The organism is Cognatundibacterium griseum, assembly GCF_014284195.1.
In the GTDB taxonomy this organism is placed as follows: domain Bacteria; phylum Pseudomonadota; class Gammaproteobacteria; order Burkholderiales; family Burkholderiaceae_D; genus Undibacterium; species Undibacterium griseum.
The window spans coordinates 1-19,917 of the sequence record NZ_JACOGC010000010.1; the positions used below are offsets into that span (position 1 = coordinate 1).

At 51.0% G+C, this 19,917-nt stretch carries 25 protein-coding genes; 13 read left to right on the plus strand and 12 right to left on the minus strand.

The features are described from left to right. The first annotated feature begins 99 nt into the window (after positions 1 to 99). The 8 genes from H8K27_RS15960 (at position 100) to H8K27_RS15995 (ending at position 5,218) form a co-directional block, all read left to right on the plus strand. Positions 100 to 1,122 carry a DNA-binding protein gene (locus H8K27_RS15960; RefSeq protein ID WP_186864175.1) on the plus strand — a complete coding sequence of 341 codons (1,023 nt, stop codon included), beginning with the start codon at positions 100 to 102 and terminating at the stop codon, positions 1,120 to 1,122. 160 nt (positions 1,123 to 1,282) lie between these two features. Beyond that, positions 1,283 to 1,528, plus strand: a complete 246-nt coding sequence (locus H8K27_RS15965) for a hypothetical protein (RefSeq protein WP_186864176.1) — start codon at positions 1,283 to 1,285, stop codon at positions 1,526 to 1,528. 44 nt (positions 1,529 to 1,572) lie between these two features. After that, positions 1,573 to 2,190, plus strand: a complete 618-nt coding sequence (locus H8K27_RS15970) for a Cap15 family cyclic dinucleotide receptor domain-containing protein (RefSeq protein WP_186864177.1) — start codon at positions 1,573 to 1,575, stop codon at positions 2,188 to 2,190. A 2-nt stretch (positions 2,191 to 2,192) separates the two neighbouring features. Then, a complete protein-coding gene (locus H8K27_RS15975) occupies positions 2,193 to 2,765 on the plus strand; it encodes a nucleotidyltransferase family protein (protein ID WP_186864178.1) in 573 nt (190 codons plus the stop codon). Between the two features lie 81 nt (positions 2,766 to 2,846). Continuing rightward, a complete protein-coding gene (locus H8K27_RS15980) occupies positions 2,847 to 3,305 on the plus strand; it encodes a hypothetical protein (protein ID WP_186864179.1) in 459 nt (152 codons plus the stop codon). A gap of 25 nt (positions 3,306 to 3,330) precedes the next feature. Next, entirely contained in the window at positions 3,331 to 4,131 is an 801-nt protein-coding gene (locus H8K27_RS15985; RefSeq protein WP_186864180.1) for a TIGR02391 family protein, read from the plus strand. After that, the gene (locus tag H8K27_RS15990) at positions 4,128 to 4,745 is read left to right on the plus strand and encodes a DUF2026 family protein (protein WP_186864181.1); all 618 of its coding nucleotides are present in this window, start codon (positions 4,128 to 4,130) and stop codon (positions 4,743 to 4,745) included. The genes H8K27_RS15985 and H8K27_RS15990 overlap by 4 nt, the downstream gene beginning before the upstream one ends. A gap of 254 nt (positions 4,746 to 4,999) precedes the next feature. Next, positions 5,000 to 5,218 (plus strand): hypothetical protein, encoded by a 219-nt coding sequence (locus tag H8K27_RS15995; RefSeq protein ID WP_186864182.1) that lies wholly within the window; start codon positions 5,000 to 5,002, stop codon positions 5,216 to 5,218. Positions 5,219 to 5,658: 440 nt separating this feature from the next. Here the strand turns inward: H8K27_RS15995 and H8K27_RS16000 are convergent, their stop codons facing one another. Beyond that, positions 5,659 to 6,420: an MBL fold metallo-hydrolase gene (locus tag H8K27_RS16000; RefSeq protein WP_186864183.1), complete on the minus strand. Its 762-nt coding sequence runs from the start codon at positions 6,418 to 6,420 to the stop codon at positions 5,659 to 5,661. Between H8K27_RS16000 and H8K27_RS16005 the strand changes: the two genes are divergently transcribed. Next, positions 6,386 to 7,153, plus strand: coding sequence for a DNA-binding transcriptional regulator (locus H8K27_RS16005; protein WP_230419439.1), 768 nt, complete (start codon positions 6,386 to 6,388; stop codon positions 7,151 to 7,153). The genes H8K27_RS16000 and H8K27_RS16005 overlap by 35 nt on opposite strands. 163 nt (positions 7,154 to 7,316) lie before the next feature. Here the strand turns inward: H8K27_RS16005 and H8K27_RS16010 are convergent, their stop codons facing one another. The 8 genes from H8K27_RS16010 to H8K27_RS16045 form a co-directional block, all read right to left on the minus strand. After that, positions 7,317 to 8,672, minus strand: coding sequence for a sensor histidine kinase (locus tag H8K27_RS16010; protein WP_186864185.1), 1,356 nt, complete (start codon positions 8,670 to 8,672; stop codon positions 7,317 to 7,319). Then, positions 8,648 to 9,313: a response regulator transcription factor gene (locus H8K27_RS16015; protein WP_186864186.1), complete on the minus strand. Its 666-nt coding sequence runs from the start codon at positions 9,311 to 9,313 to the stop codon at positions 8,648 to 8,650. The genes H8K27_RS16010 and H8K27_RS16015 overlap by 25 nt, the downstream gene beginning before the upstream one ends. 31 nt (positions 9,314 to 9,344) lie before the next feature. After that, positions 9,345 to 9,896, minus strand: coding sequence for a cytochrome b (locus H8K27_RS16020; protein ID WP_186864187.1), 552 nt, complete (start codon positions 9,894 to 9,896; stop codon positions 9,345 to 9,347). Between the two features lie 39 nt (positions 9,897 to 9,935). Further along, positions 9,936 to 10,694: a COG4705 family protein gene (locus tag H8K27_RS16025; RefSeq protein WP_186864188.1), complete on the minus strand. Its 759-nt coding sequence runs from the start codon at positions 10,692 to 10,694 to the stop codon at positions 9,936 to 9,938. 16 nt (positions 10,695 to 10,710) lie between these two features. Next, positions 10,711 to 11,163 carry a hypothetical protein gene (locus H8K27_RS16030; RefSeq protein WP_186864189.1) on the minus strand — a complete coding sequence of 151 codons (453 nt, stop codon included), beginning with the start codon at positions 11,161 to 11,163 and terminating at the stop codon, positions 10,711 to 10,713. A gap of 28 nt (positions 11,164 to 11,191) precedes the next feature. Continuing rightward, a complete protein-coding gene (locus H8K27_RS16035) occupies positions 11,192 to 11,974 on the minus strand; it encodes a COG4705 family protein (RefSeq protein WP_186864190.1) in 783 nt (260 codons plus the stop codon). 69 nt (positions 11,975 to 12,043) lie between these two features. Continuing rightward, positions 12,044 to 12,640: an undecaprenyl-diphosphatase gene (locus H8K27_RS16040; protein ID WP_186864191.1), complete on the minus strand. Its 597-nt coding sequence runs from the start codon at positions 12,638 to 12,640 to the stop codon at positions 12,044 to 12,046. A 55-nt stretch (positions 12,641 to 12,695) separates the two neighbouring features. Further along, positions 12,696 to 13,031 (minus strand): PepSY domain-containing protein, encoded by a 336-nt coding sequence (locus H8K27_RS16045; RefSeq protein ID WP_186864192.1) that lies wholly within the window; start codon positions 13,029 to 13,031, stop codon positions 12,696 to 12,698. A 383-nt stretch (positions 13,032 to 13,414) separates the two neighbouring features. On the opposite strand from H8K27_RS16045, the gene H8K27_RS16050 reads away from it, so the two are divergent. The 4 genes from H8K27_RS16050 (at position 13,415) to H8K27_RS16065 (ending at position 16,764) form a co-directional block, all read left to right on the plus strand. Next, positions 13,415 to 13,813 carry a VOC family protein gene (locus H8K27_RS16050; RefSeq protein ID WP_186864193.1) on the plus strand — a complete coding sequence of 133 codons (399 nt, stop codon included), beginning with the start codon at positions 13,415 to 13,417 and terminating at the stop codon, positions 13,811 to 13,813. A gap of 366 nt (positions 13,814 to 14,179) precedes the next feature. Further along, positions 14,180 to 14,347, plus strand: coding sequence for a hypothetical protein (locus H8K27_RS16055; protein WP_186864194.1), 168 nt, complete (start codon positions 14,180 to 14,182; stop codon positions 14,345 to 14,347). Positions 14,348 to 14,510: 163 nt separating this feature from the next. Further along, complete coding sequence (locus H8K27_RS16060; protein WP_186864195.1) at positions 14,511 to 15,761, plus strand: hypothetical protein; 1,251 nt, start codon at positions 14,511 to 14,513, stop codon at positions 15,759 to 15,761. Then, entirely contained in the window at positions 15,703 to 16,764 is a 1,062-nt protein-coding gene (locus tag H8K27_RS16065) for a hypothetical protein (protein ID WP_186864196.1), read from the plus strand. The genes H8K27_RS16060 and H8K27_RS16065 overlap by 59 nt, the downstream gene beginning before the upstream one ends. A 69-nt stretch (positions 16,765 to 16,833) precedes the next feature. Here H8K27_RS16065 and H8K27_RS16070 read toward each other — a convergent pair whose 3' ends face one another. The 3 genes from H8K27_RS16070 to H8K27_RS16080 form a co-directional block, all read right to left on the minus strand. After that, complete coding sequence (locus tag H8K27_RS16070; RefSeq protein ID WP_186864197.1) at positions 16,834 to 17,232, minus strand: carboxypeptidase-like regulatory domain-containing protein; 399 nt, start codon at positions 17,230 to 17,232, stop codon at positions 16,834 to 16,836. Positions 17,233 to 17,454: 222 nt separating this feature from the next. Then, positions 17,455 to 17,919, minus strand: coding sequence for a GNAT family N-acetyltransferase (locus tag H8K27_RS16075; RefSeq protein WP_186864198.1), 465 nt, complete (start codon positions 17,917 to 17,919; stop codon positions 17,455 to 17,457). A 276-nt stretch (positions 17,920 to 18,195) separates the two neighbouring features. Further along, positions 18,196 to 19,656 (minus strand): carbohydrate porin, encoded by a 1,461-nt coding sequence (locus tag H8K27_RS16080; protein WP_230419440.1) that lies wholly within the window; start codon positions 19,654 to 19,656, stop codon positions 18,196 to 18,198. Between the last annotated feature and the right edge of the window lie 261 nt (positions 19,657 to 19,917).

Below are 19,917 nucleotides of genomic sequence, written 5' to 3' on the forward strand. Positions count from 1 at the left end.
TCCAGTGTGAAATTTCAGCAGATTCTGCCTTGAATTTAAGCATACTGTAGTATGTAATTACGTGGCATGTAACCTATTACGTAATTTGATGGAGTGATCATGGCCAGAACAGGACTGTACAAATCAGAAGTCAAAAAGGCACGCGATGCCATCCTAGTCCAGGGCAAACACCCGTCGGTCGACGCGGTCCGCATCGTGCTGGGAAACACAGGCTCGAAAACGACCATCCACAAATACCTGAAAGAGCTTGAAGAAGACGGTGATCCTCAGGGACGCAAAGTTTCTATTAGCGACGCACTGCACGACCTGGTAGAACGTCTTGCTGGCCAGCTGGAAGACGAAGCCAACGAACGGATTGCTGGCATCGAGAAACAACAGGCGGAGATGGGTCAGGCGCATGCTCATGCCTTGGCAGCGCTTGAGGCCAGTATCGCTGCTGTCAAAGCCGAACTGATTCAAAGTCATGAAGCGATGGCGCAAGAAAAACAAAGTCACGCACAAACACATGAATTGCTGCAGAAAGAGACGATCACCCATCATACGCTGGAACAACAAGTGGCTGATCTGAAGGAGCGTCTGGCGGAAAACGATATCTACCGCTTATCGCTGGAAGAAAAGCACCGGCATGCGCGCGAGGCCTTAGAACATTATCGTGAGTCAGTGAGGGAACAGCGCGACCAAGATATCCGGCGCCACGAACATCAAGTCCAGCAGCTACAAGGTGAAATCCGCCTCCTGCAGCAAAGCCTAGTGCATAAGCAAAACGAGATTACGGGACTTAACCAAGATGGCGCTAGGTTGGTTGCCGAACTTTCTCAGGCTCAAAAGTCGATTTACGATCTACAAAGTAGCGAGCGCAAGCAGTTTAGTGAGATTGAGTCACTTAAGGTCACTACTAGTCGAGCCATTTTATTGGAATCTGAATCGGCCGCTAAAGATGTTGCTATAGGTGAACTACGAAGTCAATTGATAGAAATTTCTACTCAAACCGAAATTTTGAGGTCTCAACTCCATGAACAACAATTGGAACTAGTCAAATCGTTAGCGATTATTGAAACACAAAAAACGATGATGGCCAATTTACAAGATCATTTTGGCATCTCAAACTCCAAGAATGAGTAAGTTCAATTTACGCCTGAGACATGATGACAAAAAATACTTGATTATTCATACAGTGCCATATATAGTTAAAAATAAAAACGATTAACTGCATCTAGTGTTTTCTATAAAAAATATCTGAAACAAATTTTCAATTGATATCTAAATAAGCTAAAGGTGTGACATGACGAATCAAAAACAAACCGGAAGTAAAAGTTCCTCATTAGCTGGTAGAACTCTTGGGAATGCCAATGCATCTCAAATTCAAAAAAGTTTAGCTGGAAGTGCTCTAGCACAGTCAGGTACATCTAAAACGACAAGTAAATCAATAGAAACCAAGGCGTCATCGGCGCTGCATAGCCAGAAGTCAAACTCAACAACCAAATCACTTGCTGGTTCGGTTGTATCTCAATCAAATCGAAAACCATAAATCACTTTCATGTAGTACCTAATCGCTGAAGAGAAAGAGGAATAATGCTGGCACACGAATATTCTATTGGAGGTCACAACCGTGCTTCGGTCGGGAGATATCTGGCTGGTATCGCGGCGATTGCAGCTACCGCTGCCACAACTCTACTGGCAAGCTTAGGCAAAATCATGATGGCGTTAGGGTTTCCCGGCTGGGCATATTCGTATTCGACCATTGCAATCTCAGCAGGGCTTGCATATGGTTTTGTATACTGGATTTTTAATAAATACGCGTGGAAAGTCCTTTCTCGGATATGGAAAATACCTTGCATCGATGGCGAATGGAAGTGCATTGGGCAATCAATGGATGATGATGGAACAGTAATATTTGACTGGACTTCGACAATCAAAATATCGCAAGACTGGGAAAAAATTCACATCAAGCAAAAAACTGAACAATCGTCATCAAACAGTGTATCTGCTGCTCTGATTCCTTGCGGTGACGGTACTTATTTGTTGATGTACAGCTATCGAAACGAACCACGTACTGGTGAACCTGAACTTAAATCTCATCTCGGTTATTGCGAACTACAATTTGAAAGAGATTTAAAAAGCGCCTCCGGCGAGTACTTCACTGCAAAAGGCAGAAAATCATTTGGTCGCATGTCGATCACAAAGGCATAAAATTGAATATAGATTTTGACAGCAAACTCAACAACCTCAAGCAAAGGCGTAGCGATCAAGGACGATTAGCTACCGCTGCTCTTTCATTGGATTCTTTGTATAAAGGCTCCATCCAAGAGGCATATGAAAAACGTTCGCAGAACAAGGCTACCAAATATGCACTTGGCGCGATGCAACAAGTCGATCCGACCTACACGCAAAATTCGATTGAACAAGGGGAAAGAGTAAAAAATCAGCTCAAACGCAATTTGGATGGTGATATACCAGTCGAATTTGAATATCAAGGGTCGGTACCACTTAATGTTCACATACGCGGTGTAAGTGACGTGGACCTCCTCGTCCTACGCACGGATGCGTGTACATATGATCCTAGTGGCCCAAAGGGGCAGCGTGGAGGATATGCAAGTTGGCATGGTGAATCCATGGAAACGTTATTAGCCCAGCTCAGGAACAGATGTGGAAGCATTCTTCGTGCTACTTTTCCTGAAGCGCGAGTTGATACCTCGGGATCTAAGTCTATTGCTATCGATGGTGGTTCATTATCCAGAAAGGTTGATGTCGTACCGTCACATTGACACGACACTATTGGCTACCAAATCAGCGGAGACCGTAAAGATCGAGCCGTGTGCATTTTTGATGCATCCACGAAGCAAACAGTGACAAATTTTCCATTTCTGCACATGCACCATATCCAGAAGAAAGATACTGATACTATGGGCGGGGCAAAAAAGGCTATCCGACTTCTTAAAACACTCAAGGCTGACTCTGAGAAGTCGGATAGCATTACACTCAATAGTTATGATATTGCAAGTCTTGTGTGGCATATGGATCAATCTATTTTGAGTGTCTATCAATGGGAAGAATTGTCATTACTCGCGAACCTCCAAAACGCACTTAGTAATCATATCTATAACAAAGAAGCGTTGATGCGCTTACGTACGCCAGACAATACACGGTGCATTATCAACTCAGAAGATAAATTCAACGCTCTCGTTATCCTGTTTCTCGAATTGATCACCTTAAATGAGGCCGTTGGCAGAGAAATTGTAGGTAACAGAATTCTTGACGACAATAGCAATTTACTAAAGGCGATCAAAGATAGTTACATCGCCTAAGAGACTGCGCCGCAGAAAACTAAACATGGCAAATCTTTCCTGTTTTGCTTCGGCTGAGCTTGAAGCTGTATGCAAAGTACTCGCCGACACCACGTGCGGCCTCACTGGAAGCGAGATTACCCACTTGCTTTTGGAAATTGGCGTTACCGACACAGATCCGACTATTACCAAGTGGAAGCGTTTATACAATGCAATGGCAGGTAAACAGAATCAGGTTCAAGTAGGAAATTTCCTAATTCAATTCATCAATAAAGCTATGGTGCCTGCCAGGTATGTATCGACTCCAGAACTTTTTCGGTGGCGTCAGGATGGTCTTAATGTTGCTCTTGCTTTTTCTGGTTACAGAGTACGCGAAGACGGCTTAGTGACATATACAAGTCGAGAATCAACCGTAGAAGGGGCTCGTGCGCGCGCTGGTCGTTTATATTTATTAATGGAAAGCCGGGGACTTCACACAGAAGTACTCAAGTATTGTAAAGCAGAGTTACTTGAAGAAAATTACTTTCATGCGGTACTAGAGGCGGTTAAAGGCCTCGCAGAGCGATTGCGACTCATGTCAGGATTAGGTTCAGATGGTGCTGAACTTGTTAATACAGTATTTTCCGTGAAAGCACCCATCTTAGCCATTAACTCGCTTAAGTCCGACACCGAACTGAGCGAACAGAAGGGAATAGCTAATATGTTAGTTGGTATCTTTGGTGCGATTCGAAACCCTACGGCCCATGCGCCTAAAACCACCTGGGCAATGCCAGAGCAGGATGCAATTGACGTGTTTGGAATCCTGTCCTATGTTCATCGAAAACTAGATGGTTCAACGAAAATATGAAATCACTACCTCCGTTACCATTACCTGACTATCAAAGAATCTACCAGTTCATCTTTGACGCCCTCGAAACATCTGGAAGTCCAATCACATATAGATCCTGCGTCTTTTTCGCAGCAACTGGGGCTGCAATTCTGCGAGAACACTACAACGTTCCTGCAACAATCAGTGTTGGCTGTATGGCACTCAGGGTTGATGAGCAACAACCAAACGTTGTAATTTACGGTCGCTCTGAAAACGGTTGTTTTCAGAGCGATGAAAAGGCGTTTCATGCTTGGGTGGAGTGTGATGGCTGGCTAATCGATTTTATGGCACCTATTTTGGGTGTTGCAATACGGAAAGCGAACACCAACTGGAGTGTTCCTTCTCGCATGCTACAAAAGAACTTAGCAGACAGTAAGAACAGCCTTGGTGAAATTCTGCATGCTGGTGATTTTTTGGTTGGGCATAACACGGAATTAGCAAACTTAGTATTCGATAGCCAAACAGCACGTTTTTTTCAACTTATGGAAATCTGTGTAGATAACTATCGAAAGCTGCCAGAACCGCACAAAATAACTGTGTCAGCAGATACACATAGGCTGTTGCGAGCACCGTTAATAGAGGGCATTTGGTAGATAAGGAATGTCATATTGCTGTCGCGTCTAACCAAGCGAGAAGTGGCATCGCTTAGTGTAATTATCCCGGCCAGCCCTCGAAGAGCCTGATTCTGTCTCATTAGACTCTAGACTTTCAAGATGACATGTCTTGAAAAGACAAATCCAACCTTATGAGACGGAAATATTGCCTCAATACACCGACTCGCTGGGGTAGACCATGCGATACAATGCAAGTGCCCATTTCCCTTTGAACAAATAGATTGGAGAAGACTATGACGCCTAGCCAAAAACAACAAGCCGAGCGCCTTTGGGAATTGCAAAAAATCACGAATCAAACCGTGCAGGATATCGCCGATCAAATGGGGAAATTAGCAGTCGCCCACATTATCCTTGAACAGGATCGTTGGAATCAGATTTTCGAGTCTTGGGAACAGACCAACAAACGGATGCATGAAGTCGGCGAGGCCTTGACTAAGTTGTATGGTCTTTAACTGGTCGAATATTTGCAGTTAATTCGAGCACGCTATTTTGAAACGCAAAGATCGTTGGATTTTGCCACGTCAAAGGTATTCGTCGAGTTGACAGTGATTTATGGAGAAATCGCGCGGAAGAATACCGAGCACTTCGAAACGAACTACCAGCATTTCGCTCGGCGACACCCCGATGGTTGGCGTCACACGTTGTGGGCAGCCCAGTGGATCGCTAATCCATTCGAATGTATCAGACTCCCCAATTCCGGTGCCTCCGCAAGTGAATTCACAAAAAAAAGCATAAAGGAATCAATCTTTATTACTTTTAGGCTTATGTGTCATTTCCACCTTTATCCCGGTTTCCCCTCAATCCCGGGTATTACGTTTATTAGAGAAGGGGAGAAGGCGGTTTCCTAAATTGCTGCTTACCTTACATTCAAGCGCACCGCTTTGGAATGACCTTATTGCTTCGGACTAAACGGTTTGACATCAATGGTCTCCCCGATACTGAACGTCATGAGATCGGCCCCTATCTGCAGGGGGCCGCCATAGGTTTCGCGGGTCTGATGCATGACATCGTCCACGGATGGCACCGGAAAGCGCGGGTCGGGCAGGAATACCAGATGGGTGTAGGCGGCCATGCGAGGCTTGGCCTGACTGAAGATCAGTCCAGCCTGCTGCGGTGAAGTATGATGTGCGAAGATGCGCCTGAATCCCTCGTTGCCGTTAAGGGCATCACGGTTGGCAATTGCCACCTCATGGATTAGCAGGTCAGTATTCTTGCCATATTTCACAACATTTTCCGTATAACGGGTGTCGCCCGAGACCACGACGGAATGGCCCTTGTAATCGATGCGATAGCCATAGGCCGGTTTGATGGCATCTCCGTGATCGACTTCAAACGCCGTGACGACCACCCCATCTTGCTGGTATACCACACCCTCCGATTTGAATTCCTTCACCGCCACCTTGACGCCCGCCGGCGGATTTTTCTCATCTTTCAGACGGATGTTGACGTCGTCGGCGTAAGCCTGCTCCAAGCCCTGCATCAGGCGCTTCGTGCCAATCGGCCCAATGACCTGAAACGGCGTCTTGCGCCGCCCATACGGCGTGTCGACCCAACCGGTCAGCCAGATATCGGCAATCCCACTGGTATGGTCGGAATGAAAATGCGTCAGCAGCACTGCGTTGGGGAGGCTGAGCGGCACACCGAGCTGCCACATAGCATTGAACGCGATGGATGGCGGCCTCGCGACGAGCCAGCAGATAGCCGATGTGACCGGTATGCACCGGACCACGGTGCGCAGGCTGCTAGAGACACTTGTTGAGGAAGGTTATGTCCGGCGTAGTAATTTCGACGACAGTTTCCGGCTCATGCTGTCGGTGCGCGGACTCAGTGAAGGATTTACAGACGTCGAGCGTATCGCGACCGTGGCGCCGCCGATCATGGGACGGCTGCTGCAACGCATCACCTGGCCGTCGGACCTGACCACGCCAGACGGCGACGCAATGATTATCCGAGAAACGACGCATCGATTCAGTCCCTTATCCTTTCACCGTGCCATGGTGGGACGTCGATTGCCGATGTTGCTTACAGCAGCGGGACGTGCATACTTCGGCATGTGCCACGAGACGGAGCAGGAGGAGATATTAAACTTGCTGCGCGCTGGCGTGGGCGGCCAGCAGCAGGCAATCGCGAAAAACGATGCTTTGGTACGCGCGCTCATCAAGAGAATTATCGAGGACGGTTACGGCTCCAATCACGGCGACTGGGACGCGCAGGCGAAGATCGGCGCGCTGGCGGTGCCCATTTATTCGGAGAGCTCGGTCAGGGGTAGCATCAACGTCGTGTTCCTTAACCGCGCAGTCAGCCAAAAGGAAGCCGAACTCAAATTCCTTCCCGAATTGCTGCAGGCTGCGGCGCAGATCAGCACCGCAATGCACGAACGGGACTGATCACATTTAGTTTGCCGGACTAGAGTCGGCGAGATCGGAATCAACGCCCTGAATGCCCACCTTGGCAAAAATGGCCGTCAGCGCCGCAACCACAACTGACAGTAGTGCGCAGTAGAACCATCCAGTTGAAGTAACCAATTCGCTACACTCATCGTTTCTCAATTCATTGCTTCATTGGAACGCTAACGGAAACCTTTAAGCCGGTTTGCTGTGTTTCGTCCACGAAATCGAGGCGAATTTCCGCATCGATGCGATGGGCAATTGTTTGGATGATGGAAAGCCCGAGACCCGAACCGATCTGCTCGCTGCCCAGTATGCGGTAGAAGGGATCAAAAACCCGATCCCGTTCTGCCAACGGAATGCCAGGCCCGCTGTCCTGAACACGCAGCTCGGCTTTCCCTTCCGATATACCTACGGAAAGATCAACCCGCCCACCCTCTGGTGTATAGCGAATGGCGTTATCGACCAGATTCCTGACCACGGCGATCATGTCCAGCTCGCTGGCCCACACTTCGGCGTCTTGCGTGCCTTCGACCCCGATGTCGATGTGCTTGGCCTCGGCCAGCGGCATGAGGTCTTCCAGCACGCGACGGTAGATGGCCTGAACGGATATCGGTGACTTCGGTAAGTCGGCAGCCGACTGCGCCTTGGCCAAGGTTAGGAGTTGATCCAGAAGGCTTAGGCCGCGCTCGATTCCTTGGCGCAACACCGTCAATCGTTCGCACGCCAGGGCGGACATTTCTGCCTCTGCCAGCCTCTCCGCTTGCAGCGAAAGGGCGGTCAACGGCGAGCGCAGCTCGTGCGCGGCATCCGCCACAAAGCGGCGCTGAGAGTCCATAGACCGGCCGACGCGGGCGAGCAGCCGGTTGATCGCCAAGGCGAATGGGCGCACCTCGACCGGAAGATGACGATCTTCGACGGGGTGCAGTTCCTGCTCGGTGCGCAGGTCGATTTCTTTGGAAAGTGCCGCAATGGGGCGGAACATCTTGCGCACCAGGTCGGCAACGATCAGCAGTAGTACCGGTACGAGAATCAGGAAAGGCATCACGGTGCGCAGCGCTCCATCGCGGGCGATTTCATTGCGGAAGCCCGTTTCCTGCGCCACGGCGATGCGCTCTCCGGCCGCCATGGTCTTGACCAGCACGCGGAACGACTCGCCGCCGACCTCCAGCGTGTGCAACCCATCAGCCAGTGTCGTCGGCAGGGAAAGCGTGCCGCCTGCATCCACACCTACCGTAGAGGGGTTGGCCTGGTCCAAGCGCCGGACGATCACGCGCGATTCTTCATCGCCATCTTTGGGGCGTGCATCGGGCGTCGGCGTCGCCGGTAACAGGTGCTGCCTATCCATGAGCTGTACCACCTGGCGTAGAACATCGTCCTGTAGCTCATGGGCTTCATCGAAGGCCGACAGGAACGAAAAGACACCCGCCACGCTGGCCACCACGAGGATGGCCAGCGACAGGGTGAGGGACAGTTTGAGCTGAACCGATTCGTTCAAGCGGCTTTTGAAACCATCCATCCGACCCCCCTGACGTTCTTGATGACCTCGCTGCCCAGCTTGCGCCGCAGCGCATGGATCAGGAATTCGACGGCATTGCTTTCGACCTCTTCTCCCCAGCCGTAGATGCGATCTTCCAGTTCGCTGCGCGAGAGAATGGCCCCAGGTCGAACCAGCAAGGCTTGCAGCAGCGCGAATTCGCGGTTGGAGAGTTGCACTGAGGAGACTCCATTGACGCTGGCCTCTTTCGTGGCCGGATCAAGCGACACCATGCCGTTGCTTAGCACGGGCGCGGCGTTGCCACCCTTGCGCCGCAAAATGGCGCGCATCCGGGCCAACAGCTCGGCCATCTGAAAGGGCTTGGACACGTAGTCGTCGGCTCCGCCGTCCAAGCCACGTAGGCGGTCATCCAGTCCATCACGTGCCGTGATAATGAGCAGCGGAACCGGGTTGTCCTTGGCGCGGATGTTGGCCAGCACCTCCAGGCCATCCTTGCCGGGCAAGCCCAGATCGAGCAGAACCAGGTCATAGTGCTGGCAATCCAGCGTCGTGAGGGCGGTCTGCCCGTCCTTCACCCAGTCGGTGGCATAGGACGCATCCTTCAATGCGCCCTGAATCGCTTCGCCGATCATGGGGTCGTCTTCGACCAGCAATACCCGCATTTCCCCTCCGCTTAAAGTTATTACGCCAGCATTACGGTAACATCGAGACAAGAACTTTATCTTTTAGTCTGATGTGGTGATATATGGCAGCCAGCGCGTGAATGCCTGTCAACCATATGATGACATCACCAAGCAGTTTGTGAATCTCGCCCCAGTCTGCAAGGTTGGAAAAATAAGAATTCCCAATAAAGGGAAACAAGTTAATTCGAATTCCGCCCAATAGCGTCAAAGGATGAGATTCGCTTCCCAGAGCCAGCAGCGCAGAAATCGGCAGCAAAAGAAGTAAAGCCCACAGTGCAAAATGTGCCAATCGGGAAAGGCCAAACATCCATACCGACATCTGATGCCGTGGAGCACCCGGACGTATTGCAGCCCAAATCAAGCGCAAGAATGTGAGCACAAATACGGCGATACCCAAAGACTCATGCCACACGATGTCATTTCGTGTGGCTGGATCGACTCCACCATCAACTATTCGCCCGAAGTCGCCGGGCCCTAACACGAATGCTGTGACAACAATTCCGGCCGTAATCCAATGAAATGCTTTGCTTAATTTGTCATATTGATCAGGACTATTTCTCATGGCATTGTTTCCTCCATATTGGCTGGGATGACCGTATTTTCAATGTGCGGTCTTAGCCGCCCGCTGCTTGAACAGCAGGACTGCGATGACCATGAAGGCCAGCAGTGCGGCCGAGGCCGAATAGCGGCTCAGCGCCAAGCCGCCAGCGCTCAGCGGCTTGTCCAGAAAGTCGCCGACCACGGCTCCCAGCGGGCGGGTCAGGATGAACGCCGCCCAAAACAGCAGTGTGCGGGACACGCCCGTCCAGTAGTAGGCTGCCACAACCAGGGCAAGCAACCCACTGAACACGACGGCCGCACCTGTGTAGCCCAGGCCCGCCGTATCCGCCATCCAGTCACCCAACGCCGTGCCCAGCGTCTGCGAGAACATGATCGTCAGCCAGTAGAAGGCTTCCGCCTTGGGTGAGCTGACGGTGCTCACCGACACGGAGCCGAGGGTGCGATGCCAGACGAAGAGCGAGCCGAGCAACAAGGCCAGCAACAAGCTCGAACCGCCAGCGTACCCGATGCCGAGCGAACGATCCGCAAAGTCGGCCAACGTCGTGCCAACCGTGGTGGTGGCGATGATGGTTGTCCAGTACAGGAAGGGATGGAAGCCCTTGGCCTTGACCTGCGCGATGACGGCAGCCAGGAAGATCACGGCGAAGATGCCGGTGCCAACCAAATATCCCAGGTTCATGGACATCGAGACGGCATCGCCGCCGGTTTCGCCAAGCGTGGTTGCGGCAATCTTGATGAGCCAAAAGCCCAGCGTGACTTCTGGCACCTTGGCCAGAGCGTGTTCAGTGGATGTTTTCATGGAGCACGCTCACGGATCAGGCTTTGCCTTCGAGCGTGTCGAAGGTTTTCAGCAGGGCACCCATCGCGGCCTTGCAATCGACCTGGTTCGGTGCATCGGCACGTAACGCAGACAACGCCTTGTCAATGGCCTTATCGAGCACATGCCAGTCGTCGGCAGCGCGCGGTTTCAGTCCGGCCTCGGCCGAATCCCAGGCCACCTCCAAATCCTTGATGCGGGTCTTGGCGGCGGGCAGATCACCCTTGTCTACGATGGTGGCCACGTCAGTGGCGATGCTGCGAAAAGCGGTCAAGTCGCCCAGCTTGGAAGCGGCTTGGCTCAGCGATACCGTGCTGGCATTGGCAGACGGTGCAGAGGCGGTGCTCGCGCGGCCTTGGTCGGCAGGCTTGGAGCAGCCGGTGGACAGGGCCACGAGCGCCACCGCCGATACGGTGGCGACAAGGCGAGCGATAGAGTGCTTATTGGGCATGATTTCTCCTTGAAAATTGGGAAGAGGGTTACTCGGCGGCCTGGGCGGAGCGGCCTGCGTTCATGCCGATCTGCGCAACGGCCACCAGCATGACGATGACTGAGAGGAACAAGGCGCTGGTCCACATGGCCCCCATTCCGAGGCCACCGTAAGTCTTGGCTTGCGTCAGCAGGTCGCCGAGCGCAGCGCCGAAGGGACGGGTCAGGATGTAGCCGATCCAGAAGGTCAGCACGGCGTTGCCGCCCATGCGCCAGGCGGCATAGGTGATGCTGATCAGCGCACCAAAGGCGACAGCTCCCCAGGTAAAGCCCAGACCCAGCGCCTCGGTCGCCAGATCACCGGCAGCGGTGCCCAGCGCAAATGTGCAGAGGATGGCTGACCAATAGAACAGCTCCCGGCGGCGCGTCACGATGTCGTGGATGGACAGGGTACGTTCGACCCGATACCAAACAAAGAAGATCGCGGCTAGCGCCACGGCGAACGCCGAAGTGCTGATGTACAAGCTGACGCCCAGGCCGTCGGTCAACAGGTCGGTGATCTGGGTACCGACCACGCTGACCAACACAACCGTGAGCCAGTAAATCCAAGGGGTGTAACGGCGGGTGCGCAGGTGCGTGAACAGGGCGACTGCCAGCAACGCACCCATGACGGTGCGCGTCAAACCTTGGCCAAAGCCCGCGTTGACCGCCAGGAAGTCAGCCCCCGTCTCGCCCACCGTAGTGGACATGATCTTGATGATCCAGAACGACAGCGTGACTTCCGGGACTTTGTTGAGCCAGTCGCTTGCTCTGACCGTGGGCAAATTGTTCATGGTGTTTTCCTGGCGAAGTAAAAGAGATTGCCGCCAGTCTGACCAGGCAGACTTAGCCCATCCATAGGCTCACTCGCGCACCCATCCCAGCGCGATCAGTCTGCCGAACAACAAGCAATGAATACGGGTCGCCAGCCGGTAGATCGGCCCCATGTACCAGCGTGCTTCGTGCAACGTCAGCACGGCACTGAACGCCGCGACCGCAATGGCACCAAGCATGTCCAGGGGAAAGTGAACCCCCAGGTAGATGCGTGACCAGGCGATGGGGAGGCCAAACAGCGCCAAAGCGACGCCAGCCCTTCGCAGTCCTCGCTGTAGCAGAAAGCTGACGGCAACCGACCACCACAGCGTCAGGTGATCGCTGGGAAATGACGAGTCGGCAACATGGGGAATGAGCGTATGACCCAGCCCGATCATGAAAGGCCGGGGATGCGACCAAGCAAGGCCGATGATTTGGTTGGCCAGCAGCCCAAGCAGGCCGGATGCGGTAGCGACCAGCAGCGCTTTGCGGGTGTTCACATTGCCGCGCAGCCAGCCGATGCCGATCAGAATCGGGACGGCCCAGATGAGCCATTCCGCAAAGAAGGTGGCCAGCGTCACCACCAGAGCATTCGGGTGTTCAGGCGCATTGAGCCATAGGAAGAATGTTTGGTTGAGGTGTTCCATGAAGTCTCCAGGCCGGATCACGGGTCATGCGTGATTCGGCCACATTGGCAGGCGGTCAATCTTGCTTGTCGTGGTCGTCATCGTGATCCGCCTTGTCCTCGGCAGACGAGATGACGGTGCCCTTGTCGGCATCGACTCGGACATCGAAGACCTTGGTCCCGCTGACGACCTCTACGTCATAGACCCAACCTTGCTTCGATTTTTCGTACTCGGCGCGCGATGCCTTGCCATTGACGTCCTGCTCGGCAATGGTGACGGCCTGGGTGAGCGGAATCTTGGCCTTGGTGATCGCCAGGGTGTCGTTTTCCATCTCGCCCTTGGCGGCATAGGCGACAGCTCCAGTCGTAGCAATGGCGATGGCCAGCAGGGAAAGTTTGGTGTGGCGGTACATGATGCTTCTCCAGAAGAGTGCAGGGATTTGCACGGTGGAGAAGTTACGTCGACAGACTTAGTTGCTACTGAGGATTACGTTTAACTAACCGATAGTTTTACGTTAGAGCACTATTGGCGTTTAAATTTCTGCGTCGTTCTTTTTCTTCTATTTGACATAATATAAATTATGCGAAATTAAAGTAGTTTCTAAACTGTTGCATTATCCGCCTGTTTTTGTGCAACGATATTACACAACAGATCCACAAATTTCCTTTTTGATCTTTGATTTATTGCTATTCTGGAGGAATATATTTTTCGCAAGCTTGTCGATTTTTTGTGCGCCATCATTCCCCGCTGGAATGAAGCATCGGTTGTCCATTTCACCTTAATTAAGGAAGCGCTATGAACAAACAGATCATCCTCAATCTGCCCGTGAAGGACCTGGATAAATCCAAGGCTTTTTTTTCCGCCCTTGGCTTTACCTTTAATTCCCGATTTAGCGGAGAAAACGCGGCGTTCATGAATATCGTCGACGGTACCATTCAAGCCATGCTGACGACCGAACCTTTCTTCAAGTCACTGATCGACAAGCCGCTCGCGAATGCGAAGGAAGCAAATGAAGTCGTCATTTGCCTCAGTTGTGAAAGCCGGTCAGAGGTAGACGACCTGATCGCCAAGGCCATTGCCGCTGGTGGCCGCACACCACATCCTCCCGAGGATCATGGCTTTATGTATGACCAGGGTTTCGAAGATATCGATGGCCATCTGTGGAACCTGGTCTGGACAGCGCCAGAAGCCTAGTGCTGAGCAAAATCTTCACTTACCCCCTGCCCGCGTACCGGATCGAGGTGCAAGTAGGTGACCGCCGGTTCAGCACGAGTCCGCCAGCCTTGGATGACGCGGTCCGACGATAACTCTAAGCTACAGACAAATTTCTCAAAAGCAAAATCATGCAACAGCCTGTGAAAGTGTCAAGATTGTATGTAAACGCCGAATTGGGTCTGGGCAATAACAACAAATCAATATAAATTATTTGCCAATAGTAAATATGTAGACTTACACTACTGCAGCCAATTGTGATTACATTACATTGGTCAAATTAAAAGAAATCCCCAGCGAGTCACAAGCTCTCAATAATAAGGAAGTCAACCACCTTGGAGGAGTTTCATGATTTTACGTACTCGTCTCACCCTGACAGCAGCTCTGTTCATTTCATCAATCCCCCTCATTGCTTACGCCCAGACGGTAGAAGTTACCAATGCGGTCTATAGCGATCAATTATCCAGTTTGAAAAGTATCTCGCCAAGCTCAACCGGTGTAACCTTTACTGGTTGATAACAAGCGCGCTAAGCCTCTGCCTCAGCTTGATGCTCCGGGTCGCATTACGGATACAGCGATCCAATCCAGCGTCATCAATAATCCAGCCGCATCGACGACTGCAGGCTTAGGTTTTGATGGCGTCGGACTTGGCTTTACCGGCCCCCAAGGCAGTTTTACCGTGCAATCGGCACCGCCGGACACCACTGGTGCGGTCGGTGCAACGCAGTATGTGCAATGGGTGAATTCGTCTTTTGCGGTATTTGACAAAACAACCGGCAATGTTGTTTACGGACCAGTGGCTGGCAACACCTTGTGGAAAGGTTTTGGCGGCGCTTGCGAAACCCAGAATGATGGTGATCCGGTAGTCCTGTACGACAAGTTGGCTGATCGCTGGGTCTTGATGCAGTTTGCTGTACCGACCGGCGGCCCTTATTACCAATGCGTTGCTGTGTCGCAGACCTCGGATGCAACTGGCGCCTATAATCGTTATGCATTCCAGTACAGTGCCTTTAATGATTACCCCAAAGGAGGTGTCTGGCCCGATGCTTATTATGTCACCTTCAATATGTTTGGCGGTCGCCACCAAGCTTTTAGCGGTGCAAAAATCTGTGCCTACGACCGCGCCAAGATGCTCCAAGGTCAATTGGCAACGCAACAGTGCGTGCAGTTAAGCAGTACCTATGGCGGCGTACTGCCGGCCGACCTAGATGGAAAGACCTTGCCTCCTGCCGGTGCACCAAACTATCTGGTCAACAAAGGTTCGTCAGCATTGAACTTGTGGAAATTTCATGTTGATTGGACAAATACTGCTAATACCAGCTTAACCGGCCCCACCGCTATCCCTGTAGCTGCATTTGCCGCAGCATGCAGTGGCGGCACTTGCATACCGCAGGCTGGTACGAGCGAACAACTTGATTCTCTGGCCGACCGTCTGATGTTCCGTTTAGCATATCGCAATCTGGGCACATCTGAATCGCTGGTCGTCAATCACTCTGTGCAAGCTGGTTCAACGACATCATCTGGTGTGCGTTGGTACGAAATCCGCAATCCAGGCAGCACGCCAACTATCTATCAGCAGGCTACCTATGCACCAGATGCTTCCTATCGCTGGATGGGAAGCGTTGCGATGGATAAAATGGGAAATATGGCTGTCGGCTATAGCGTATCCAGCTCGACAATGAAACCCGCACTGCGCTACTCGACCCGCTTGGCGAGCGATCCGATCAATACCTTGAGCAATGAAACCTCCATCGTGGAAGGTGCCGGCGCTCAACTGACCACGCTAAAACGTTGGGGCGATTACACCCATATGAGCGTGGACCCGGTCGATGATTGCACATTCTGGTACACCGGCCAATACCTGAAAGCAGATGGCACCTTCAATTGGAGTACGAGAATCACATCGTTCAAGATTGCCGGATGCGTGTAAACCTGATGTTAAATTAAAAGCTGTATTTACCCTCTCCCCGGCTTTATGCCGGGTTTTTTACTACACTACTTATGCCATGACATTAAAACAGCGTTTGCTCGTAGTTACGGCAGTGATGATCTGCATGGCGGTACTGTATTTTGTGAATAGCCATGATCCATCGTCACAGAAACGCCAGACGGATATCGGTAATCTGACATTTCCTATTCAGGCGCATATCCCAGGCCAGGCACGTTTTTTTGCAGGATCGGAACCCAATCCATTTGTTACCGTTACCGAGCGTTTAGCTAATCCTCTGGAGCGCAGCCCAGATTTACGCGTCAACTTCGAACAGAACAAAAACAGTAAAAATCCCACTGAACGTAATATTGCGTTACGGGCATGGACAGCATGTTTCCCCCATTTCACGGCACCACAAGGACAGGCGGTGACCTTGGATAGCGTGACCAAAGGCTTGTCCCTGCAGGCGCCGAATTATTCAGAACGCGTTGACGCTTATCGTAGTTTGCTGGGGCGCTGTAAAAATTTCCTGGACCTGCCTCATGACGACATTGTGTCGCAATCTCAGCAACTGGAAAATTTCAGAAATACAGGCGAAGCACAATCACCGGGAGAGCTCGCGCGCCAATATCTGAACGCCGGAAAGATGAATGAAGCGAAGGCGGTCGCACGCTCTATTATCACCTCAAAAGATGCCTATGCGATCAACTCTTTGAGTGAATTCATTGCTGACATGACAGCATCAGCCGCATCCGTGCATGCTGATCCTGAACTGCGCTCAATGGCATTTTCTATTGCGGCTTGCCAACTAGGTTTAGAGTGCGGATCAGACTCATTGACCGCCCTTTTGCTGTGTGCGAACAATGGAGCATGCACTGGCAGTGTTGTTGATCGCTACTTGAGCGAATTACCAAGCCAACCGGATCGCGATGCCGTACTGCGGGAAAGTCGGCGTGTCACCGATGCCATCCGGGAAAACGACATGTCCGCACTCGGATTATGAGAGTGTGAGGTTTTCAGTTAAGCGCATTACAAAAAAAACCTTCACACGCGGGGAACGCTGCAATCGTGGTTAGCGCATGCCGCTATCACAGCGGATTACAGTTTGCACAAAAGTTTGGTTGAGAATACGAACAGATGTGCTCTCGCAACGTGGATACAGTCCCTCAACATTGACGCGAACTTGATAGTCGCCAGCTGGCGCACGAATCACAAAATGCCCTTCATTGTCTGTTGTCGCACTACTCACGACAACGCCAGCTGCGTTCAGTAATTGAACGAGTGCATCGGAATAAGGGGCAACACATTCCTGACCGGTACGTTGAGGACCTGGGCAGCTCGGTGACACCTTGACATTGCCAGCCACGCCAGATTTCACTGTACTGTCGTTATTACTGTCCGCAAAAACTGTGCTGCATCCGAATCCTGAGATACTGACAAAGATAAGTGCACTTACTTGACGTTGCCACATAAAGATCAGGCCTATAAAACTATTTGGTGATAAAGAATGGGATAGTTTGACACAGGCATCAGTGTTTAGGGGACGGATACGATGCGAACAAGTGAAAATTGGAAACGAAGATTTCAATTCATTATTTCACCAAAGCAGCGGTATAACGACAAACCTACATAAAAATCTGAAAAGCCGGCCATCTCTTCTTGGTTGGCACTAAAAATTTACCGGTATATTCAACTATTCAACAGCATGGGAATAAACAATAAAGCCCTGATGCTCTGCGAGTTTGTCGTACAAAGCCCGTGCAGTTAAGTTATTTGTGTGCGTTTGCCAATACACACGGGAACTTCCCTTTTGGCGGGCAGCTTCATAGACAGCTTCGATCAGCTGCTTGCCTGCACCTTGCCCGCGCGTCTGTTCTGCGGTGAATAAATCCTGCAGGTAACAGACATCGTTCTGGCGCGTGGTACTCCGGTGAAACAGATAATGCACCAGGCCAACCAGTTGACCATTTTTTTCAGCGACCAATGCGTGCACCGGCTCTGATGTATCGAAAAACCTTTCCCATGTGGTGCGAGTAATGTCCTCTGGCAATGCGGTATCACCCTGGCGACCATAAAAGGCGTTATAACCATCCCAAAGAGGACGCCAGCCTTCGTAATCACTTGGCAGCACGGTTCGGATTGTCAGCAAATTATTCATGGACTTGATTACCTCGATATAAAAAAGAATTCAACGGGATCGATTGGTGATTTAACTTCAATTCGACCGAAATTCTTTGATATCTCTGGCGCCAAATAAGTTGCAATTTGAAACTGCTCATCCAGCGTGGGAATGTATACCTATTTAGCCAGATGCCACTAAAGAGACTCAGGCGAAACTAAGTCAAACCCTACACGCAAAGAAAAGATTTCCTGCTCTGTATCTGATTTTGCAGAAACAGATAGCGAAAGAACGCCTTCCGTTTCCAGAGCGCGCTTACATTTCTGCATGCAGACGCAAACCATAAAATGTAATGGGACCACGGTCTCTGTTATAGGCCGGATTTGCAGCATGCTGATAATCCAGCGATAACTTCCAGTTTTTATTCAACTGAAAGGAGTAAAACCATTCCAGGACTGATTCTGCGCCATAGTTCATTTTTCCATCGCCAATCAAAATACCCATGCCTCCGGCAGTAAAATAAGCTTTGGCATCTGACGACAGCATATTGTGCGCAAAACCTATCCCCATCTTATCGTCGCTACGTCCCCAGCGATTACCCTGCACCACGACGCCACCTGAAATGCTTTTACTCATATCAGTAAATTCATACGCTTCTTTTTGACCGCTATTGCTGCTGATCCGGAGAAAAACACCTGCATCAGCAGACAATTCCTGCTCAACATTGAGCGCAATCCCTTTATTAGTATCCATTTTACGTACCAGTGCCGTATCCGGTACTGCGCCTGTCTGCTGTCCCAGCAAAACCGCATCCTGATAGGAGCCCATCATCGCCCGGTTAACAAAAGCTAATAATTTGAATTTTCCAGGGTGTCCATTCAATTCGTAGCGTTTTTCAATTTCAGAAACCATGCTTCTGTGATTCAAATGCAGACCGGTCACTTTGGCATTGGGCACTTCCGACATCTGAAATAATCCACCACGCCATGTCCAGCTGCCTTGATTCCATTCAATCGTCATACCATTGGTAAAGCCCCATGCATCCGCGGCATAGTCAAAACTGCCTGCATCGATAATTGACCAGTTCAGAAAATCAGAACGAGGGTCGTGCGCATAAGTATTATTGTCAAAAATATCGGTCACTGAAAAATGCCCGGCTGTGAAAATCAGATTGTTCGCCGTCCTGGTCGACGATAATTGATTAACGGCCGCCTCGACCTGCTCGTTTTCACCACTTAAATTCACAGTCTGGCGGAAAAATGCGCGCGGCAACCGGGGGTACGGCCTGTTTTGCCCGACTTTATAAGCCTCTCCACTCGGAAAGCCCGCCATTCCCAAAGTATTACTGAGTCCGAATCCCTGATCGATTTCAGGATTCAGCCAGAGTTCCCCCTGACGTCCAATACGACGGCCGATCATTAATGTGATATCCGCTGTCTGATTATTTCTGCTGGCTGAGTCCATACTGTTGTCGGCCGCATAAGGTGCACGGAAACTGTTGTGCCATTGGTTCACATACGTGAGCTGCGTATAGACACCCCAATCCTTTTCCGCGTCCTCTGTACTCGTCCTGCTCTCTTGGGCACCCGATGCCAGGCTGACTCCCGCACATAATGTGAACAGCAAAATAATTGGTAATTTTTTTATTATTAACATATCAACTCTTTCAATGATTGAATTTACCTGGCATTCGCCCTGAAAAAAAACAAGCGCCGGGCGTATATCTCCATTCAACACCCCGTTTTTACACAGTGAATGTGTCATCGTCATGAACATATGATTTCCGTGCCGGATGAGAATGCCGGATATCGCACCGACGCCTGCAATGAGCAATGTTGATGATGACGCGGAAAAGGTAATGGCTTTATTCTGTCGTCAAAGCCGGCGCGCTGTTATCGGAAATCAGCCGATGTTCATACCAGACAAGGCATACATTCAATGTAAATCCTGGCAATCTGACGATCATCAGCGGTCAATGGCAGCGACATCAGTACGCGCCATCTGTTTGAACTCATACAAACGGTTTGATTCAAGGCG

Coding starts and splice junctions, on each gene's coding strand:
- H8K27_RS15970 (WP_186864177.1), top strand. CDS start 1,573: ATGCTGGCACACGAATATTCTATTGGAGGTCACAACCGTGCTTCGGTC.
- H8K27_RS16050 (WP_186864193.1), top strand. CDS start 13,415: ATGAACAAACAGATCATCCTCAATCTGCCCGTGAAGGACCTGGATAAA.
- H8K27_RS16030 (WP_186864189.1), bottom strand. CDS start 11,163: ATGCCCAATAAGCACTCTATCGCTCGCCTTGTCGCCACCGTATCGGCG.
- H8K27_RS15995 (WP_186864182.1), top strand. CDS start 5,000: ATGACGCCTAGCCAAAAACAACAAGCCGAGCGCCTTTGGGAATTGCAA.
- H8K27_RS16000 (WP_186864183.1), bottom strand. CDS start 6,420: ATGTGGCAGCTCGGTGTGCCGCTCAGCCTCCCCAACGCAGTGCTGCTG.
- H8K27_RS16020 (WP_186864187.1), bottom strand. CDS start 9,896: ATGAGAAATAGTCCTGATCAATATGACAAATTAAGCAAAGCATTTCAT.
- H8K27_RS16055 (WP_186864194.1), top strand. CDS start 14,180: ATGATTTTACGTACTCGTCTCACCCTGACAGCAGCTCTGTTCATTTCA.
- H8K27_RS16045 (WP_186864192.1), bottom strand. CDS start 13,031: ATGTACCGCCACACCAAACTTTCCCTGCTGGCCATCGCCATTGCTACG.
- H8K27_RS16070 (WP_186864197.1), bottom strand. CDS start 17,232: ATGTGGCAACGTCAAGTAAGTGCACTTATCTTTGTCAGTATCTCAGGA.
- H8K27_RS15965 (WP_186864176.1), top strand. CDS start 1,283: ATGACGAATCAAAAACAAACCGGAAGTAAAAGTTCCTCATTAGCTGGT.
- H8K27_RS16040 (WP_186864191.1), bottom strand. CDS start 12,640: ATGGAACACCTCAACCAAACATTCTTCCTATGGCTCAATGCGCCTGAA.
- H8K27_RS16010 (WP_186864185.1), bottom strand. CDS start 8,672: ATGGATGGTTTCAAAAGCCGCTTGAACGAATCGGTTCAGCTCAAACTG.
- H8K27_RS15990 (WP_186864181.1), top strand. CDS start 4,128: ATGAAATCACTACCTCCGTTACCATTACCTGACTATCAAAGAATCTAC.
- H8K27_RS16065 (WP_186864196.1), top strand. CDS start 15,703: ATGGCACCTTCAATTGGAGTACGAGAATCACATCGTTCAAGATTGCCG.
- H8K27_RS16015 (WP_186864186.1), bottom strand. CDS start 9,313: ATGCGGGTATTGCTGGTCGAAGACGACCCCATGATCGGCGAAGCGATT.
- H8K27_RS16080 (WP_230419440.1), bottom strand. CDS start 19,656: ATGTTCATGACGATGACACATTCACTGTGTAAAAACGGGGTGTTGAAT.
- H8K27_RS16075 (WP_186864198.1), bottom strand. CDS start 17,919: ATGAATAATTTGCTGACAATCCGAACCGTGCTGCCAAGTGATTACGAA.
- H8K27_RS16025 (WP_186864188.1), bottom strand. CDS start 10,694: ATGAAAACATCCACTGAACACGCTCTGGCCAAGGTGCCAGAAGTCACG.
- H8K27_RS15985 (WP_186864180.1), top strand. CDS start 3,331: ATGGCAAATCTTTCCTGTTTTGCTTCGGCTGAGCTTGAAGCTGTATGC.
- H8K27_RS16035 (WP_186864190.1), bottom strand. CDS start 11,974: ATGAACAATTTGCCCACGGTCAGAGCAAGCGACTGGCTCAACAAAGTC.
- H8K27_RS15960 (WP_186864175.1), top strand. CDS start 100: ATGGCCAGAACAGGACTGTACAAATCAGAAGTCAAAAAGGCACGCGAT.